Here is a 15,341-nt window from a genome sequence, read left to right as displayed (position 1 = left end):
GGAGGCTACGGATGCCTGAGGTCCGCCACCCTCTCGCGGGGATGCTCGCGGTCGTCGTCCCACTGGAGATCGACCGGATGCGGGCCATGAACGACGAGCAGCGCACCCAGCAGATCGCCGAGCACGCCAGCCGCACCGTAGCGCAGCTACTCGGGGAGCAGGGCGACGTGCTCCTATACGGAGGCCGTGGCTGCGCTGAGACTTTCGCCGTCTTGGCCCGCGGCTTGGTGTGCCTGGCGTGGGCGCCCGGCGGCGTCACCGCGTTCGGCATGCACTTCTGCGCCCGCCACGAGGAGTGCGAGAAGGCGGACGCTGAACTCGCCGCCCGGGAGGCCAGCTGTGTCTGATCACCTCCGCCACGGCTACACGTGGGACGACGTCGACCAGTGCACCCGCATAGCCCTGTCCTGGCATATGGTCGGCGCCGGGTTCGTGCAGATGGCCGACCGCTACCACCTCGCATGGTCCGGCATCGTCGCCGCCCTGTACGAGGCCGCGGAGCAGCCGGAACGCGCCGACCTCATCCATGCCGGATGGCGGGCTCTTACTGACGCCCGGGACCAGGAGCTTCGCGCGCACGGGTGGGCCATCGACACCGGCGAGCTTCGAATCCGTCCCCGGTTCGCCGCCTACTGGGATCCGCCGCCCGGCGGCGGCTTCGAAGAGGCGATCGTGGAGCGCCTTGGCCTGTACCAGGCGTTCCACACGCTCACCCCCGGTATGCGCGACGCGGTCCTCGCGGTTGCCGCCACCGGCTCCTACGCCGCCGCAGAGCAGTATCTCGGCATCACCCGGGCAGCTCTCACCGTACGTCTGTCCGCTGCTCGCATGGCCATCCTGCGGGCGTGGATGGAAGGCGAAACGCCCGCCCGGCCCCGCCTGGTGCGCGACCGGAAGCCGATCCGTTGCGGCACTCCGCACGGGTACCGGGCTCATAGCAAACGCCGCGAGAAGGCGTGTGAAGCCTGCCGGGCCGCCCGCTACGACAAGCAGAGAGAAACCGCCCATGCCTGACGCCGCCCTTGCTCGTCTCGCTGCGCACCTGCCGTGCCTGGAAGCCGCCGCAGCTGACGAGTCCGCCCCCTCGGCAGCCCGCTCCCGGGTCGCCGCGGTCGCTGCTTTGACTCGGACAGCGTTGGAGGCCGCCGGCCACCGGATGGCTCAGGATGCTGCCGGACAGCCCCGGATGGTGCCGGATGCCCTCACGGAGGTGCTCGGTGACTAGCTGGAACATCTCCTCTCTCAGCCTGCAGATCGGCACCTGCACCACGTGCGGCAAGAAGTCCTACGAGACCCGCAGCGCCGCGAAACGAGCTGGCCGTGCCCTGCACCCGGATGCGTGCATGCGCGCCTACCAGTGCGGCATCTTCTGGCATCTGACGAGCTCTCCCCGCAAGCAGCAGGGAGGCAGCTGGTGAGCGCGAAAGCAGGAGTGCACCGCGGCGCCCGCGCGAGTCGTCGGCTGACGTGGTCTTGGCACGATGACGCGCAGTGCTGGGGCGAGGACCTCGCGCTGTTCTTCGGCCCTGACGGTGAGCGTCAGCCCGAGCGTGACGTCCGCGAGCGTAAGGCCAAGGCGATCTGCGCCCAGTGCCCTGTTCGGGCCGAGTGCCTGGACTACGCGCTGTCCCGTCCGGAGAAGTACGGCCTCTACGGCGGCATGAGCGAGGAAGAGCGCGCCAATGCTCGTCGCCGAGAGGCCCGCCGAACCGCGCCTCCCACGCCCGCTCCGTGCAAGCTCAGCAAACGCGACGCCGGCCTGTACGAGGCGAGCATCCTCCTCATGGACCGCCGCAAGCTGCCCATGGCCGTGGCTGCCGAGCGCCTCAGGGTGAGCGATCGCGAACTGCGGTCCATTCGCCGGCGAGGCCGTCAGGCGATCCGGGCCGCGGAGGTGACCTCGTCTTGACCGCACCGATGCTCTACACCAACCTCGGCCGATCGCACCCGCCGCTTCACGTGGACGTGGAAACCGGCCGGGTCACGGTCGGCGCCCGATACGTCCACGTCCCGCCGGTGGAGTTCCGGCTCCTCACCGTCCTCTGGGAGCGGGTGGGCGTCGCGGTGACGTACGCACAGATCGCGCAACACACGACCGCCGGATCCCAAAAGAAGATCCAGCTGGACATCGCTCGGCTTCGCGAGGCGATCGGCGACGACCCCCGGTCACCTCACTACATCACCAGCGTCCGAGGCGTCGGCTACCGCCTCGAACCCGACGCGGTCACCCCCAGACGGGACCCGTTGGCCGCATACGAGGTGGTCGTCACTGCTGGGCGACTGGCGTTGCCGTGCCCGCATGACGGCTGCGCTGAGGATCTCCTCGCCACGAATGCGGCTCCTGGAGGGCTCACCCGGATGAGGGAACTCGCCGCGTGGCACGAGCTGAACCACTGGGCGGAGGCGTCTTGAACAGCGCGAGAAAAGAAGTGAATCAGCTGATCCGCGACGCCCGGAAAGCCGGGTTGCATACCGAGTTGCAGGGCTGGAAGTGGCAGCTGACGAACCCGGAAACCGGCGGCCGAGTCTTCGTGCCAACGCAGGGCGCCGGACGGAGCCTGTCTCACCTGCGCGCTGATCTACGGCGCCTCGCGGAGCCGCCGGCGCCGATGGCTGCTGCGGTGGCGCCCGCCCGTGTGGAGGAGGAGTACGACGTGGCGATGCCGGTTGAGGAGCTGCTGGGGCTCGCCGCGAAGCAGGGCGTGCGGGCGGAGGTCCGCGGCGGCCTGCTGGCCGTGTCCGGCCCGTTCGACGCTGAACCTCTGGCCCGCCTGCTACGGGATCGCTCCGTTGAGGTGCTCGCCCATTTGTCCCCCCGAGTTGAAAGTGAGGTCGAGGTGCCGAAGATCCGAGACGTCGCCCGCATCGACATCCCCGCCCCGGTGAGGAACGTCGCCGGCGACGCGCAGGAGTTGTGGCGCATCATCCGCGGCCTGGCCGCAGAGCAGGGCGACGAGGCGCACCCGAATGCCGGGGTCCAGGGCGTTATGTGGCGCGGCGCCCTGGCCCGTGTGGTGCGGGAGGCAATGCCGCAGTGGGCGGACGACTACCGCAAAGACGTGTCCGTGTATTTGGAGCGCTCAGGCCATATGAAGTGCCAGTCGCGTAACGCGAACCCGCCGGTGTGGTGGGTGCGACCTGAGTGGAACAACGGAGGACTGACTGTGACGAAGACCGTGGCCAAGGCGAAGGCGACGCCCAAGCCGAAGACACCCGCGCCTGCCCTGGCTGCGGGCCTGGCGGACGCCGCGGACCCGTTGACGATGCTCCAGGCCGTCGCCAAACGCGTCTCCGACGCCGAAGCCCGAGCCGACGACGCAGAGCTGATGGCCGCCATGTTGGAGGAGGAGCTGACGAAGGTCCGCGGGGAGCGAGACGAGTACAAGGCGCAGCTCGACCAGTTCCGCGACACGTTCCGAGTCCTCGCTGGAGGCGGAAAAGCGTGAGCCCCTCACTCAGAAGCAGGGGAGCCGGAGGAGTCGGGCGTGGTCTTGCGCCGGCCGCGGGGCCGGGGGCCAAGCGCCTCGCGCACGATCTTCGCGACGTAGTCCATGGAGTACGTGAAGTTGATCATCTTCGTGATGTCGGTCGCGGTTTCACCTTGCTGGGCAGCCTTAATGATCGCCTCGCGCAGTCGCTTGGGCGCCTCGTTGTAGGCGTGCGCGGCTTCCAGGAGTTCAGCGGTCACTTCGGCATCCACCTTCTCAGCGTCTCATGTGCCCATTACCACAACCCGATGATAAGACACGCAACTTGTTCGCGCATCCGAAACCCGTGAGACTAACACGCACTGAGTACGTATAATCTAGAGAGCGCTGTCCCTCCCTTCACAGCTAGCGCACAAGCAAGGAAGGTCCCACCTTCGTTGAACCTCAAGGCCGTCCCCTTGACCTACAAGGGGATCAAGTTCCGCAGCAGTCTCGAAGCTGACTGGGCGGCAACGTTCGACGCCGTCGGCCTGTACTGGAACTACGAGCCCATGGCTCTCCAGCTGCCGAGCGGACAGTTCTACCTGCCCGACTTCTTCCTGCCGACCCTGCACACGTGGGCAGAAGTGAAAGGCCCCCACTGGGAGCGCCTGGACAAGGCCATCGAGCTGCGTGACACCCTCAAGGTGGACACAGACTGGCCCGACTGGTTCCGTCACGTCCACGTCGTGATCCTCGAAGCCGCCGGCCCGGGAGACGCAGCCTCTTGGCGCGCACCCGATGACAGCCGCGAGGTGTGGTTCACCGACTGTGGCGGATGCCAGAACTTCACCTGGGTCGAAGAAGACGGGCGCTGCTGGCGTATCGGTTGTCGCCACCAGGGCGGCGGCGACCACCCGCTGTACTACCCGGCCACCGTGGCGACGGGTGTGAACGAAGGTCGATGCACCTTCACCATGACCCGTGCGCCCAGGCCGGAAATCGTCGGCTCGAAGGGCGGTAAGTAGATGGCGCGGATCAGATCCGTCAAGCCGGATTTCTTCACCTCGGAGAAGATCGCCGCACTGCCCATGTCGGCCCGCCTCACGTTCATCGGGCTGTGGACGCATGTCGACGACAACGGAGTCGCGGCGGACAACGTCCGACTCATCACCGCGGCTATCTGGCCGCTCGAAGACGACCCTATGGAAGCTCTCGTGAGGACTCGCGAGGATCTCCAGAGACTCTCCGAGGCATGCCTGATCGTGCGTTACGAAGCCTCCGGAAAGGCTCTCCTGTTCGTCAAAGGCTGGGATGAACACCAGAAGGTGTCCCACCCCGGCAAGCCTCGCTATGTTCGCCCCTCGCAGGAGGACATCGAGCGCGAGGAAGCGATCGCGTTCATGCTGGCCTGCGACAACGCGACCCTTGACGAATCCTCCGGAGAATCTCCGGAGACCCTCGCGAATCCTCCGGAGACCTTCGGCCCTGAGCAGGGAGCAGGGAGCAGGGAGCAGGGAAATAACCCCCCTACCCCCCAGAGGGGGAAACGCGGCTCGCGCCGCGTCGGAGATGACGACCCCGGCTTCGCCCGATTCTGGGAGACCTACCCCCGCAAGGTCGGCAAGGGCCACGCCAAAAAGGCATGGGCCAAAGCCGTCGCTGACGGCGTGGACCCCGAGGACGTCATCGTCGGCGCCGAGCGATTCCGCATGGACCCCACCCGGTCCCGCGACCAGCAGTTCATCGCCCACCCTGCCACGTGGATCAACGGCGAACGCTGGAAAGACCAGGCCCCAGCCCGCGAGGACGTCACGTACCAGCCCTCCGGCGGAGGGTGGTGGAACAACTGATGGACATCCTCCGCGAGATCGTGCTGCCCAAGCTCGAAGGTGTCCGCGCCCAGCACGGCAGCTTCATGGCCCGCTGCCCTGCCCACGACGACGGGAAAGCCAGTCTGTCCCTGACCGTCGGCAAGGAACACCCCGTGGTGTTCCACTGTCACGCAGGATGCGAGCGCGACGACATCCTCGCTGGCATCGGCCTCACCTGGGCTGACGTCTGCAAGGCCAGCGAGAAGGACACCCGACCCAAGGGGGAGTGGACCCCGCGGGGCGACGCCATCGCGGTCTACGACTACGTCGACGAGCAGGGCAATCTGCTGTACCAGGTGCTCCGCACGGCAGACAAGCAGTTCCCCTGCCGGGTGCCGGATTTGTCCCGGCCGAAGGGCTGGAACTGGCGGCTCGGTGACACCCGCCGGGTGCTGTACCGGCTGCCGAAGGTCATCGAGGGCATCCGCGATGGCCACGTCATCTTCATCGTCGAGGGCGAGAAGGACGTCCACGCTCTCGAATCCCACCAGCTCGTTGCGACCTGCAACCCCGGTGGTGGTGGCAAGTGGCGTGCCGAGTACTGCGAGATGTTCCGCGACGCCGACGTCACGATCATCTGTGATCGAGACGACCCCGGCCACGCCCACGCTCGCCAGGTGCGCGACATGCTCCACGGGATCGCCCGATCCATCCGCATCTACGAGCCTGTGGTTGGCAAGGACGCCGCCGATCACATCGCTGCGGGCAAGAAACTCCAGGACTTCGTGGAGATCTGGACCAGCGAGGTCGAGATCAAGCCGGATCTTGCGCCGGACCTGTGGGAGTTCCTCGCGGTCGAGGACGCCGAGTACGACTGGGTTGTCCCCGGCCTGCTGGAGCGCGGCGACCGCTTGGTGTGGACTGGCTTCGAGGGGTTGGGCAAGTCCATGGCGATCCGCCAGATGGCCGTGATGATCGCCGCAGGACTTCACCCGTTCAAGTGGACCGAAATCCCCAAGATGCGGGTCCTGCTGATCGACTGTGAGAACTCTGAGCAGCAGTCGCGCCGCAAGTTCCGGCCACTCGCCGACCTGTCGATCAGCTCCCGGCATCGCGTTCCGGACGGCGCCCTCCGCCTGATCCACAAGCCCGCGGGAATTGACGTCTCCCGCCCGGACGATGCGGCTTGGCTGCTGGAGCGTGTCACCGCCCACAAGCCGGACGTGCTGTTCATCGGCCCCTTCTACCGGCTGCACGCGGGGAACATCAACGACGAGTCCGCGGCCCGCCACACGGTCGGCATCCTCGACATGGCCCGCACCGCAGCCAACTGCGCCATGGTCATCGAGGCCCACGCCGGTCATGGAGAGCAGGGCAAGAACCGCTCCGTCCGACCTGTGGGCTCCAGCCTCCTTCTGCGCTGGCCTGAATTCGGATTCGGCATCGCCCCCGCCTACGAGCCCGACCCGGGAGAACCGTGCCGGACGGTCGAAGTCAAGGCGTGGCGCGGAGCCCGCGACCAACGCGACTGGCCAACCCAGCTCACCTGGGGCGGCGAAGGAAGTTGGCCATGGCAGATCGCCCCCGACCGCATCCACACCCCGCCCAAGGGCTGGGAACCCAACGGAAGGAACAACTGATCATGTCTGCACCGATCACCCTGAACGGCCGCCTAGTTCGCGACCCCGAGCTGAAGTTCACGCCCACAGGCAAGGCCGTGGCCCGCTTCACCGTCGCCACCTCCCGCCGCCGCAAGAACGGCGACCAGTGGGAAGACGTCGACACCACGTTCTGGCCGTGCACCGCGTGGGACCAGCTCGCCGAGCAGGTGTGTGAGAACTTCCGGCAGGGCTCCGCGGTCGTCGTCACCGGCGCCGCCTACCAGAACAACTGGGAGACGGACGGCGAGAAGAAGTCCCGCATCGAGGTGCGGGTCGAAGCCGCCGGCGCGAACCTCCGCTGGGCCAAGCCCGCGGATCGCGCTTCGTCGTCGGCTCCGGCCGCAGACCCGTGGGCGAACGGAGGCGTCCCTGATGCCCCTCCGTTTTAGGCCCCGACTGCCAATTCCGGTGCATAAGACCGAGGAGGAGCGCGCCGAGTGGGCGCTGAGCTACCTCGGCCAGTGGTTCCACGTCGATCGCGAGGTGTGGGGCGCGCACTGTGGTGGACGCCGACTCCGCATCGACGCGGTCATGAAGCCCCGAGACGCTTCGGCATGGAAGGACGATGCACCCGTGTTTGGCGTCGAGTTCAAGCTGACCACGGCCGGGAGTGACACGCGGGAATTCACCTCATGGGTCGCACAAGCAGTGGACTACACCCACGTCTACTGGCAAGGCTACGGGCGGCTGAAGATCTTCACCTGCCCTTCTCCCTTCGTAGCCCTCGCCGAACGTGACGGCGGTGACTTGATGGCCAGAATGCTCGGGCAACTCGGCGTCGGGGAGCTCAGTCCTATCCAGCACCGAGGCTGGGCGCTGCTCCTCAACGATCACGTTGTCTGGTGTGAGGCTGACGGTCCTGTCGCAGCCAAACAGTGGAGTATCCGCTCTCGGGTTGGCAGTCGATGACCATCGCTGAGATCGCTGACCCGTGCCCGGCATGCCAGGGGTGCATGCCGGGCTACGGCCCGGATGACCTGGTGTGTACGTGCGGTACGGACTGGGCTCAGCCCGGCCTGGTCCCGGTGTGGGTGCCCGCGATGAGGCAGTTGATCGGGACGCTCGCGGAGTTGCTGTCTCGTCCTGGTCCTCCGGACCCCGCCCAAGATCGTGAAGCTGAGGAGAAAGCATGACCCGCCTCGCACCGCCCGTGCCGTACTACGGGTCCAAGCAGACCATCGGACCCGCCCACACCGGCCAGTCCGACGTCGGATCTCGCTCCCGAACCGAGGTCCTGTGGTCCAACCGGCCCTTCCTGAACGCCACTCCGGCGCTTTTCGAGACCGCCTGACCCGCCCCCCGAGACCACGAGGAGACGCTGTGACCGCCGATGAATGGAACGAGACCCACCCGATCGGAACGCCGGTCCTGGCATGGCCAGGCGTCCGCGAAGACGAGCCGATGGTGACCCGCACCCGAACCCCGGCGTGGACGCTCGGGCACGGCGCGGCTGTCGTGAGCGTCGACGGGTACGCGGGCGGCATCGCCCTCACCCACGTCGAGGCCGTCCCTGGCCTGTGCCGGGCGGTGAGCGAGCACGGAGACGTGTGCGTCAACTCCGAGGACCATTCCGGTCTGTGCCGGTCCGGGGTGGGGCGCAAGCACGTGTCCTCGCCCGAGAAGGCAGGCAGGCCGTGGCACTGGTATCGCGACGCCGCCGCTGCTCGGGGCGCGGACGCATCTGAGGAGTCCACCCGATGACCGCCCCGAACGGTTGCGCCTACTGCGGCGTAGATACGCGGACGAGCGCTGGCTCAACGCCAGCGACGTGGATTCCGATCCGCTGGAGTGGCGGGTGGCGCTGGAGTACGTGGACGAGGTGTTCCCGTTGGGGGTCGCTCTCGCCTCTCCTGTCTCAGATGCCTCAGTAGAGCCCCCAGCGATGCCGTAGAGCGGCGCGCACGCGTCGCGGGACACGGGCTTAGGGCTCCATAACTCAACGCCTCTACGTCGCTCACAGCGCCGCGACCCATCCACTTTCAGGAACTGGAGTTCCAGCTCTTACCAAGATCTCGCACTCCAGTTTGATCAACAGCCACGGAAGGGCACCCGATGACCAGCACCGATGACCTCGCCCCGTACCCCGAGACCCCCGAAGAAGCGACCGCCGAGAACCTCGCCCGGCACATGGCCGTCGAAGCGCACTACTCCGCCACCCTCAACTCGCCCCGCTTCCAGCTGATGATGGCCGCCGAAAAGACCGGCGAGAACCTGGCTGACAAGCGAAGCCTGTACATGCTCAACCAGGCGCTCATGCTCGCCGAGCACGGAGTCGCGTTCCTGCTCCACGAGCTTCAGCGTTTCGCCCCCGACCAGGCCGACGAGGTCGCCGCCCGCATGTGGGACATGTGGGAAGACCCGCCACTCCAGGCCATCACGTGGGACGCCCTGGAGTCGTACGGCATCAACCCCGAGCAGGTGTCGGCCGCCGCTCTCGCCCGGTGGGAAGCCGCCACCAATCCGCCGGCTCCCGCGCCGTCCGGCCTCGCGCCCTGGGATGACGGGACGTGCGGTGACTGCGCGACCGGCAAGTGCCACGGCACCGAGTCCGACGACTGCGGCTGTGCCCGCCATGAAGTCAGCCAGCCAGACATCGACGACGAGGTTTGGCTGTGACCGCGCGCACGTTCACCGTGTGGCACTGCGACGCCAGCTGTGACGCCTCCGCCCTGGCGGAGACCCCCGGCTGGGTCAAGATCAACTACTCCCACGGGTGCCCTGCCCATGCAGCCGTGATCGCCGCCCACGAGATGTCGGCCACCTGGGGCTACCAGGGCATGGGACGCAACCGGAGCAGGTGGACCGTCCTCTCCTGCTCCTGCGGGCGCTGGCAGTCGGGCAGCCTCCGCGAGGTCGTCGGCCCTGGCCCTGACCGCGAGTACTGGCAGGCGCGAGCCGACCACCTCGCCCACATTAAGGCGAAGGTCGCCGACCCGGATGACCGCTGTTTCGGCTGTGGCGAGATCCACGGCGTAGGGGCTTGCGCGGCCGAGTTCCACTGACCCGCTCTGCCCTGCCCCGACTCCCCGAAAGGAACCCCTGATGGACCTGCCCAACGACTGCTACCTGACCTACGTCATCGCCCACGAGGCGTGGTACGCGAAGGTCCCCGGAGTGATCGACGTCCCGCGACTGAGCATCGTGGCCAGCTCCCGAGGCGGAGGTTGCGCCTGGGAGTTCATCGCCGAGGAGGCCGACCTTGGCCCAAGGCGACCTTCGATCCGCCTCCGCATCTTCAACGAAGCATTCGCTGCGTTCGAGCAGATCCCAGAGTTCTTCAAGACGGTCGGCGATGCGAAGCCGACCACGCTCGCCGGACTCGTGGAGATCCTCAACGGCCTCGGTGCGGTGGACGACACCGAGCGCGTCGAGCCCAAGCGCATCCGCACCACTTCCGCCTGACCCACCCCCTGCCCGGTGTCTTACCGGGCAGGCACCCCAACCCCCAACAAGATCAACGACAAGGACCCCCTGAATGTCGAACCACGAGACCACCACGACCCACATCGGGCACAACGGCGCCCAGCTCCGCATCGCCGCGAACGCGGACTGCGAGCAGACGAACAACGGCTGCGCAACCCTCACCATCAACGACGGCGACGCCTACCACGCGTCAGCCCGGTACACCCGCAGCCTCGCTGAGCGGATCTGCCAGGCGGCCGGGCTCGGAGCGGTTCTCCTCGAAGCCGCCGACCACCCTGGCTACGAAGCGCTGACTGATCTGACGCTGGAGGAGAAAGAGCAGCTCCCGGGCCGGTTCCACATCCCGCGCTGGGACGGCGACGGCGAGCCGAATGCGTGGCTGTGCGCGGTCTGCTGGGACGAAGGCACCGCCACCGGTTGGCCCTGCGAGGCCGCGATGAAGAACGGCGGCGATGTCTTCACCTCCACTGGCGAGTTCTACACCCCTGCCTGACCCACCCCCTCTCCGCCCCGCCCTGCACGTCTGGGCGGGGCACCCCGAAAGGACCGACATGACCACCAAGCAGGTCACCTGCGTCACCGTCATCTGCGACCGGTGCGGCGCCGAGCTCCGCCCCGACGACGCATACACCGCCCACCTCCCCGCCGGCGACACCATCGAGGAGAGCGACGCCTACATCAACGAGGAGTGGCGCAAGGTCGGCGGCCGAGACCTGTGCGGCAACTGCTGGACGTACGGGGATCCGCCCGACGACGACCCCGACGCCGAAGTGTTCGTCGAGCTCCCGCACCCGCTGCGCGACCCCGAGCCCGCCCTCTCCGCTGCCCGCCCCGACCAGACGGGCGGCCTCCGTGCCCGCCTCGATGCGGCGCTTCGCCCGGCCATGCTGATCGGCCTCGACGACCCGCTTGGCGAGAAGCGGGCCGGGGAGTGGGCGGACTGGGTGCTCAAGACGGCGCTAGTCGTGCGAGAAACCGAGTTGGAGGGTGCCCGCGAAGCGCTCGCCGACCTCGACGACATCATCACGACCGAAAGGTCCATCCACGAGGCGACCATCGCCCGCGCCGAGGAGGCGGAGGAAGCTCTCGACGCCCATAAGGCCGCTCTCGCCCGCGTCGTCGACCACGCCCGCGCCCTCGCCCCGTCCCGCCCCGGAGCGGCCGACAGGATCGCTGAGGCCATCCTCGGCCCCGGCGACTACCAGCCGGGCGCAGCCCTCGCCTCCCTCGGAACGGAGAAGCCCGATGCCTGAGACCCCGGACGTTGACGCGCTCGTCTCCCACGAGTGGACATCGCATCCACGCTCCGCCCACCGTCTCCACATCTACGACTCTGCCTGTGCTATCTGCCGGGGTGATGTGGCTGCGATCGTCGCTGTCGTCGCTCCTCTGATCGTCGAGCAGACCCGCCGCGAGGTCGCCGACGAGTTCCGTGCCCTCGCCTCCCGCTACCGGGCGGTCCCCGACGAGGGACTGAGGCTGGGGCAGCTCTGGCACCGCGACGAGCAGGCGCGGGAGTACGACCGCATCGCCGACGCGATCGACGGAGGCTCACATGCCAACTCCTCATGCTAGCTCGCATGACGCAACGAGCATGACCCGCGACTTCCACCTCGGCGACATCCTGACCATCACGACGGGGCGCATCATGTCGCCCTCCGGCATGGGAGGCGTCTACGAGATCCTCAACTGGATGACAGGCGACAACCTGTTCACCCACCAGCTCGGCCGCGCCTCCCACGAGTGCGAAGGTCCGCTCTTGGAGCAGCACCCCGACCTCGCCGCAGTCGAGATCCCCGCCGAGTTCGAGGGCGAAGCGCACGTCAAGGCGTGGCTGGCCAAGCAGGTGGAACGGTTCGGTGAGACCCGCCCCGTGACGCCGCTTGCTCTCGTCGACCACACCCGCATCGACCCGATCACGGAGATGCAGATGATGCGCCCCGACCTGCCGATCGCCGTGGTGGAAATCCCGGACACGCCACGGTGACTCTGTTCGCCACGGAAACGGAAACGCCCCGCACGGGCAAGTGCGGGGCGTGCCGCAAGGTGCTGACCGACCCGAAATGGATCGCTCTCGGGTTCGGCAAGTGCTGCGCGAAACGCCTCGGCCTCATCCCTGCTCGGCGCCCGCGGGGCGTCTCGCTGTCTGCTCGGGTGCGGGCCGGCGGAGACGTCGAGGGGCAAGGGGATCTGCTGGCGGAGGAGAGGTGACGGGCTACTCGGCGGGAGGGGTGTGGGGCTGGCCCTTCTTGAAGGCGGGGATGCCGTGCTCGTCTTCAACCAGGGATGACGATATTGAACGGCCCGTAGGTCTGATTCAGGCGTTCCCAGGTCACACTCGATCGTCGGATCCCGGAAGAATCGTAGTTCCAGCCATCCCGGCGCCTTCTCCAAGTGGATCCCGTGAATCGCACCGTGACCGTGGTTCCGATTGGCGGTTCGGGCGTGACCTCGGGCGACAGGTCCTTGCGGTTCAGCAACTCAATGTAGAAGGGGGTAGCCAGGTACCGGGCGGCAGCTTCGCTTGTGTTGAAGTTCAATCCCGAGTTGCAGCGGTTGCAGAGCAAGCCGCGAACAGCCCATTGACCGCGCCCGCCGTGATGATCGACAAAGAGGCGTCCGTTTCTGGTCTCGTCACCGCGACGTCGGCAGATCTCGCATCGGTCGTTCGCGCGTTGACGCAGCAGATCAAACTCGGCGCAGGTCAGCAGATAGCCAGCGTGCGTGCACTTTCGGCCCTTCGGCTTCTCGTGCTTGACGAACTGCTCAGTCTCCACGCTGATCGTCCTTCGTCTTCTGTGCGCGGCGCTGGCGGGCGCGCTTGGCCATGTACTCGGCGAGCGCTTCCTTCACGATCGCGGTGTTGGTTGTGGCGTCCTCGCTGGCGGCCCGTTCGACCTGCTCCCAGATCTCGTCTCCGAGGCGGACTCGTCGGATGGGCGTCTCACCTGTCTTGGGCCTGGCCACTGCTGCACTCCCCGGTTTGTGTGTACACGGGATCATACGAGGACTCCTCTCTGCGACCTAGTTTCTGTTGCCACAATAACATGCCAAAAAGACTTGTGGACACGGCTTTGAGTGTGCCAATCTGTAGCCACAGAAACGCGAAACGATAAGGGAGAACGAAATGACCGCCACCACCGCCCCCCGCACCACCCCCACGTACCAGCAGGCCGCGGACACCATCGCCGCCGCCCTCCTCACGAAACTCCCCGCCGGCGCCCGCGACCAGCTCATCCGGGACCTGCCGGTCGCTGACCGTCGCGCCGCCTACGCCGCCGCCAACCGGATGCCCCGCCGGGCGAACGCCCTCACCGACGACATCGAGCAGATGGGCGAGATCACGGTCGTGCCGTGCGACCACGGAGGCGTCCGCATCCACCACGACGCGACCGGCCTGGTGTTCGACGTCGAGGGCTGCTGGATCGACACGGCCAGCATCGACCTCGCCTCGATCGCCGGCGAGGACGCCACCACTTGGAGCGTCCGGGACCTCGCGGTCGCTGCCGCCCTCGCCACCCTCTAACCCGCCCCGGCCCGGGGCAATCCGGGCCACCCTCCCCCCTTCGCATCCGAGAACGGAGACCCCGTTGAACGCCACCGAGATCGCCGCTGAGATCGCCCGCCTGTCCGCCCTCCTCGCCCCCGCGATCACCGATGAGAACAGCGACTGGGACGGAGACTTCGCCGCTGTCCTCGGCCATCTCGCGGACGCGCAGCGCGACCAGGGCGCTGCCCTCAACGTGGTCGCCAACTCCGCCGAGGGGATGGAGGACGAGCTCTGGGGGAGCGTCGCCTACGAGGCGGCGCGCTCCGCGGACATCTTGGCGGTGACCGCGAAGAACTTGGCCTCCGGTCGGGACTCCGCGCAGGCGGCGCAGGAGGAGACCGCCGCCGCGATCGACGCCGCTCGCACTGCTCACTTCTCGACGATCTTCGCCGAGACTCGCCCGTCCAACTTCTTCGCCGCTCTCGCGGACCTGCCCGGCGCTCTCACCACCCGCTGACGCTGCGATTGGGGCTCCGCCGGGAGCCCCATCCGCACCACCTGACAGGAGAACGACATGGAGCAGAAGCGGGTAACCGTCCTACACAACCGGGACGCGCGACGCGACTCTCTCTACCTGCCCGCCGACCACCTGGCCGAGGTCTACAGCCGCCTGCTTTCCTCCGACTGGTCCTTGTGGACGCCCGATCTGCTCGCCGAGTCGCTGTTCTGGGTGTTTCGCGCGCAGGAGCCGCGCGAGCTGCTCACCCTGTCCGCCAAGGAGCAGGCGCTGAACAGCGCCTACCGCAACCGGCGGCTCCGCCCCTTCGTCCGCGGCGACGTGTTGGTGATCGGCAATCAGGCGTTCGCGTGCGAGCCGTGGGGGCGAGCCCTCCCGGTCGACCGGAACGCACTGAAGATCGTTACCCGCCTCGCTGACACTCGCCGGGAGCGCCGCACAGCAGCACGCGCCCGCTGACCTTGCAGCCCGGGGGAAACCTCGGGCCTTCCCACCGTCTGACCCTCCACGATCGAGGAGAACACCGAGTTGAGCATCAACTACTACGCGGTCACCCCTGAGACGCCGGAAGGCGAGGAGTGGCTGCACATCGGCAAACACATCGCCAACCACGAGTTCCTGTTCCGAGCCCACCGCGACCTCGGGCTCATCACCGTCGAGGCGTGGCGGGAGTACCTGTCGCAGCCCGGCGTGCGACTCGTCACCGACCACGGCTGGGAGGAGTCGCTGGCCGACTTCATGGCCAACGCGACTCTCCGTCCCGCCGACGACCCGCACGGGCGGCTGCAGCTCCGCAAGGCGGCGTCCTTCCGGGACGAGCGCGGCGTTCCCTTCGCGGACTACGAGCTCTCCTGACCCTCCTCGGCTCTCTTCTTCCGGTGTTTCGGCCGGACTGCACTCGGACTGCGGAGAGAGCGCCCAGACCACCACCCCCGATGATCTTGAACGGAGCCCCCTCGTGAACCTCATCCCCCGCTCGCCCCGCCAGTTCGTCCTCGCGTTCATCGAGGGCCTGGCGGAGATCCGCCG

Annotated in this window: 27 protein-coding genes and 1 pseudogene; 25 read left to right on the top strand and 3 right to left on the bottom strand. The window is 67.6% G+C overall.

Translation table 11 applies throughout. The features are described from left to right. Positions 1-11 precede the first annotated feature (11 nt). The 6 genes and pseudogenes from OG884_RS06090 to OG884_RS06065 all read left to right on the top strand — a co-directional run bounded on the left by OG884_RS06090 (position 12) and on the right by OG884_RS06065 (position 3,446). Positions 12-347, top strand: coding sequence for a hypothetical protein (locus OG884_RS06090; RefSeq protein ID WP_326642998.1), 336 nt, complete (start codon positions 12-14; stop codon positions 345-347). After that, positions 340-1,014, top strand: coding sequence for a hypothetical protein (locus tag OG884_RS06085; RefSeq protein WP_326642996.1), 675 nt, complete (start codon positions 340-342; stop codon positions 1,012-1,014). The genes OG884_RS06090 and OG884_RS06085 overlap by 8 nt, the downstream gene beginning before the upstream one ends. Before the next feature lie 203 nt (positions 1,015-1,217). After that, the gene (locus OG884_RS06080; RefSeq protein ID WP_326642994.1) at positions 1,218-1,418 is read left to right on the top strand and encodes a hypothetical protein; all 201 of its coding nucleotides are present in this window, start codon (positions 1,218-1,220) and stop codon (positions 1,416-1,418) included. 44 nt (positions 1,419-1,462) lie between these two features. Then, positions 1,463-1,708: pseudogene (locus OG884_RS06075) on the top strand (WhiB family transcriptional regulator); the annotation flags it as partial. Positions 1,709-1,905: 197 nt separating this feature from the next. Then, positions 1,906-2,412 (top strand): winged helix-turn-helix domain-containing protein, encoded by a 507-nt coding sequence (locus OG884_RS06070; RefSeq protein ID WP_326642992.1) that lies wholly within the window; start codon positions 1,906-1,908, stop codon positions 2,410-2,412. A 17-nt stretch (positions 2,413-2,429) separates the two neighbouring features. Further along, the gene (locus tag OG884_RS06065; RefSeq protein WP_326642990.1) at positions 2,430-3,446 is read left to right on the top strand and encodes a hypothetical protein; all 1,017 of its coding nucleotides are present in this window, start codon (positions 2,430-2,432) and stop codon (positions 3,444-3,446) included. A gap of 5 nt (positions 3,447-3,451) precedes the next feature. Here the strand turns inward: OG884_RS06065 and OG884_RS06060 are convergent, their stop codons facing one another. Next, positions 3,452-3,688: a hypothetical protein gene (locus tag OG884_RS06060; RefSeq protein ID WP_326642988.1), complete on the bottom strand. Its 237-nt coding sequence runs from the start codon at positions 3,686-3,688 to the stop codon at positions 3,452-3,454. Between the two features lie 177 nt (positions 3,689-3,865). Here OG884_RS06060 and OG884_RS06055 point away from each other — a divergent pair, with 177 nt between their 5' ends. The 15 genes from OG884_RS06055 (at position 3,866) to OG884_RS05985 (ending at position 12,516) form a co-directional block, all read left to right on the top strand. Next, a complete protein-coding gene (locus OG884_RS06055) occupies positions 3,866-4,435 on the top strand; it encodes a hypothetical protein (protein WP_326642986.1) in 570 nt (189 codons plus the stop codon). After that, complete coding sequence (locus OG884_RS06050; protein WP_326642984.1) at positions 4,436-5,260, top strand: hypothetical protein; 825 nt, start codon at positions 4,436-4,438, stop codon at positions 5,258-5,260. It abuts the gene before it with no gap. Further along, a complete protein-coding gene (locus OG884_RS06045) occupies positions 5,260-6,861 on the top strand; it encodes an AAA family ATPase (protein WP_326642982.1) in 1,602 nt (533 codons plus the stop codon). Before OG884_RS06050 ends, OG884_RS06045 begins: the two co-directional genes overlap by 1 nt. 2 nt (positions 6,862-6,863) lie before the next feature. Further along, positions 6,864-7,271 (top strand): single-stranded DNA-binding protein, encoded by a 408-nt coding sequence (locus tag OG884_RS06040; RefSeq protein WP_326642980.1) that lies wholly within the window; start codon positions 6,864-6,866, stop codon positions 7,269-7,271. A 19-nt stretch (positions 7,272-7,290) separates the two neighbouring features. After that, on the top strand, positions 7,291-7,791 hold the full coding sequence (locus OG884_RS06035) for a hypothetical protein (RefSeq protein WP_326642978.1): 501 nt from the start codon (positions 7,291-7,293) through the stop codon (positions 7,789-7,791). A 220-nt stretch (positions 7,792-8,011) separates the two neighbouring features. Further along, on the top strand, positions 8,012-8,173 hold the full coding sequence (locus OG884_RS06030; RefSeq protein ID WP_326642975.1) for a hypothetical protein: 162 nt from the start codon (positions 8,012-8,014) through the stop codon (positions 8,171-8,173). A 29-nt stretch (positions 8,174-8,202) separates the two neighbouring features. Beyond that, positions 8,203-8,583: a hypothetical protein gene (locus OG884_RS06025; protein WP_326642973.1), complete on the top strand. Its 381-nt coding sequence runs from the start codon at positions 8,203-8,205 to the stop codon at positions 8,581-8,583. A 351-nt stretch (positions 8,584-8,934) separates the two neighbouring features. Beyond that, entirely contained in the window at positions 8,935-9,498 is a 564-nt protein-coding gene (locus OG884_RS06020; RefSeq protein ID WP_326642970.1) for a hypothetical protein, read from the top strand. Then, positions 9,495-9,884, top strand: a complete 390-nt coding sequence (locus OG884_RS06015; protein WP_326642968.1) for a hypothetical protein — start codon at positions 9,495-9,497, stop codon at positions 9,882-9,884. Before OG884_RS06020 ends, OG884_RS06015 begins: the two co-directional genes overlap by 4 nt. Before the next feature lie 40 nt (positions 9,885-9,924). Then, positions 9,925-10,284: a hypothetical protein gene (locus OG884_RS06010; protein WP_326642966.1), complete on the top strand. Its 360-nt coding sequence runs from the start codon at positions 9,925-9,927 to the stop codon at positions 10,282-10,284. A 73-nt stretch (positions 10,285-10,357) separates the two neighbouring features. Continuing rightward, positions 10,358-10,798 carry a hypothetical protein gene (locus OG884_RS06005; protein ID WP_326642964.1) on the top strand — a complete coding sequence of 147 codons (441 nt, stop codon included), beginning with the start codon at positions 10,358-10,360 and terminating at the stop codon, positions 10,796-10,798. Positions 10,799-10,856: 58 nt separating this feature from the next. After that, positions 10,857-11,558 (top strand): hypothetical protein, encoded by a 702-nt coding sequence (locus tag OG884_RS06000; protein WP_326642962.1) that lies wholly within the window; start codon positions 10,857-10,859, stop codon positions 11,556-11,558. Beyond that, a complete protein-coding gene (locus tag OG884_RS05995) occupies positions 11,551-11,880 on the top strand; it encodes a hypothetical protein (protein ID WP_326642960.1) in 330 nt (109 codons plus the stop codon). The genes OG884_RS06000 and OG884_RS05995 overlap by 8 nt, the downstream gene beginning before the upstream one ends. Before the next feature lie 19 nt (positions 11,881-11,899). Next, complete coding sequence (locus OG884_RS05990) at positions 11,900-12,292, top strand: DUF7736 domain-containing protein (RefSeq protein ID WP_326642958.1); 393 nt, start codon at positions 11,900-11,902, stop codon at positions 12,290-12,292. After that, the gene (locus OG884_RS05985) at positions 12,289-12,516 is read left to right on the top strand and encodes a DUF6011 domain-containing protein (protein WP_326642956.1); all 228 of its coding nucleotides are present in this window, start codon (positions 12,289-12,291) and stop codon (positions 12,514-12,516) included. The genes OG884_RS05990 and OG884_RS05985 overlap by 4 nt, the downstream gene beginning before the upstream one ends. Before the next feature lie 65 nt (positions 12,517-12,581). Here the strand turns inward: OG884_RS05985 and OG884_RS05980 are convergent, their stop codons facing one another. Next, positions 12,582-13,082: an endonuclease domain-containing protein gene (locus tag OG884_RS05980; RefSeq protein ID WP_326642954.1), complete on the bottom strand. Its 501-nt coding sequence runs from the start codon at positions 13,080-13,082 to the stop codon at positions 12,582-12,584. Next, positions 13,072-13,272, bottom strand: coding sequence for a hypothetical protein (locus tag OG884_RS05975; RefSeq protein WP_326642952.1), 201 nt, complete (start codon positions 13,270-13,272; stop codon positions 13,072-13,074). Before OG884_RS05975 ends, OG884_RS05980 begins: the two co-directional genes overlap by 11 nt. A 160-nt stretch (positions 13,273-13,432) precedes the next feature. Between OG884_RS05975 and OG884_RS05970 the strand changes: the two genes are divergently transcribed. From OG884_RS05970 to OG884_RS05955, 4 genes are all read left to right on the top strand, one after another. Beyond that, positions 13,433-13,831: a hypothetical protein gene (locus OG884_RS05970; protein ID WP_326642950.1), complete on the top strand. Its 399-nt coding sequence runs from the start codon at positions 13,433-13,435 to the stop codon at positions 13,829-13,831. A 64-nt stretch (positions 13,832-13,895) separates the two neighbouring features. Further along, positions 13,896-14,312 (top strand): hypothetical protein, encoded by a 417-nt coding sequence (locus OG884_RS05965; protein WP_326642948.1) that lies wholly within the window; start codon positions 13,896-13,898, stop codon positions 14,310-14,312. A gap of 57 nt (positions 14,313-14,369) precedes the next feature. Then, positions 14,370-14,771 (top strand): hypothetical protein, encoded by a 402-nt coding sequence (locus OG884_RS05960; RefSeq protein ID WP_326642946.1) that lies wholly within the window; start codon positions 14,370-14,372, stop codon positions 14,769-14,771. A gap of 69 nt (positions 14,772-14,840) precedes the next feature. Beyond that, positions 14,841-15,167: a hypothetical protein gene (locus OG884_RS05955; RefSeq protein ID WP_326642944.1), complete on the top strand. Its 327-nt coding sequence runs from the start codon at positions 14,841-14,843 to the stop codon at positions 15,165-15,167. Positions 15,168-15,341: the final 174 nt, after the last annotated feature.

Origin of the sequence: Streptosporangium sp. NBC_01755, from assembly GCF_035917995.1 — a bacterium.
GTDB lineage: Bacteria > Actinomycetota > Actinomycetes > Streptosporangiales > Streptosporangiaceae > Streptosporangium.
The sequence above is the reverse complement of the archived record's forward strand: the minus strand, read 5'-3'. Positions and strand labels throughout refer to the sequence as shown.

Coding starts and splice junctions, on each gene's coding strand:
- OG884_RS06020 (WP_326642970.1), top strand. CDS start 8,935: ATGACCAGCACCGATGACCTCGCCCCGTACCCCGAGACCCCCGAAGAA.
- OG884_RS06005 (WP_326642964.1), top strand. CDS start 10,358: ATGTCGAACCACGAGACCACCACGACCCACATCGGGCACAACGGCGCC.
- OG884_RS05990 (WP_326642958.1), top strand. CDS start 11,900: ATGACCCGCGACTTCCACCTCGGCGACATCCTGACCATCACGACGGGG.
- OG884_RS06045 (WP_326642982.1), top strand. CDS start 5,260: ATGGACATCCTCCGCGAGATCGTGCTGCCCAAGCTCGAAGGTGTCCGC.
- OG884_RS06050 (WP_326642984.1), top strand. CDS start 4,436: ATGGCGCGGATCAGATCCGTCAAGCCGGATTTCTTCACCTCGGAGAAG.
- OG884_RS05995 (WP_326642960.1), top strand. CDS start 11,551: ATGCCTGAGACCCCGGACGTTGACGCGCTCGTCTCCCACGAGTGGACA.
- OG884_RS05960 (WP_326642946.1), top strand. CDS start 14,370: ATGGAGCAGAAGCGGGTAACCGTCCTACACAACCGGGACGCGCGACGC.
- OG884_RS06090 (WP_326642998.1), top strand. CDS start 12: ATGCCTGAGGTCCGCCACCCTCTCGCGGGGATGCTCGCGGTCGTCGTC.
- OG884_RS06010 (WP_326642966.1), top strand. CDS start 9,925: ATGGACCTGCCCAACGACTGCTACCTGACCTACGTCATCGCCCACGAG.
- OG884_RS06040 (WP_326642980.1), top strand. CDS start 6,864: ATGTCTGCACCGATCACCCTGAACGGCCGCCTAGTTCGCGACCCCGAG.
- OG884_RS06030 (WP_326642975.1), top strand. CDS start 8,012: ATGACCCGCCTCGCACCGCCCGTGCCGTACTACGGGTCCAAGCAGACC.
- OG884_RS05970 (WP_326642950.1), top strand. CDS start 13,433: ATGACCGCCACCACCGCCCCCCGCACCACCCCCACGTACCAGCAGGCC.
- OG884_RS06000 (WP_326642962.1), top strand. CDS start 10,857: ATGACCACCAAGCAGGTCACCTGCGTCACCGTCATCTGCGACCGGTGC.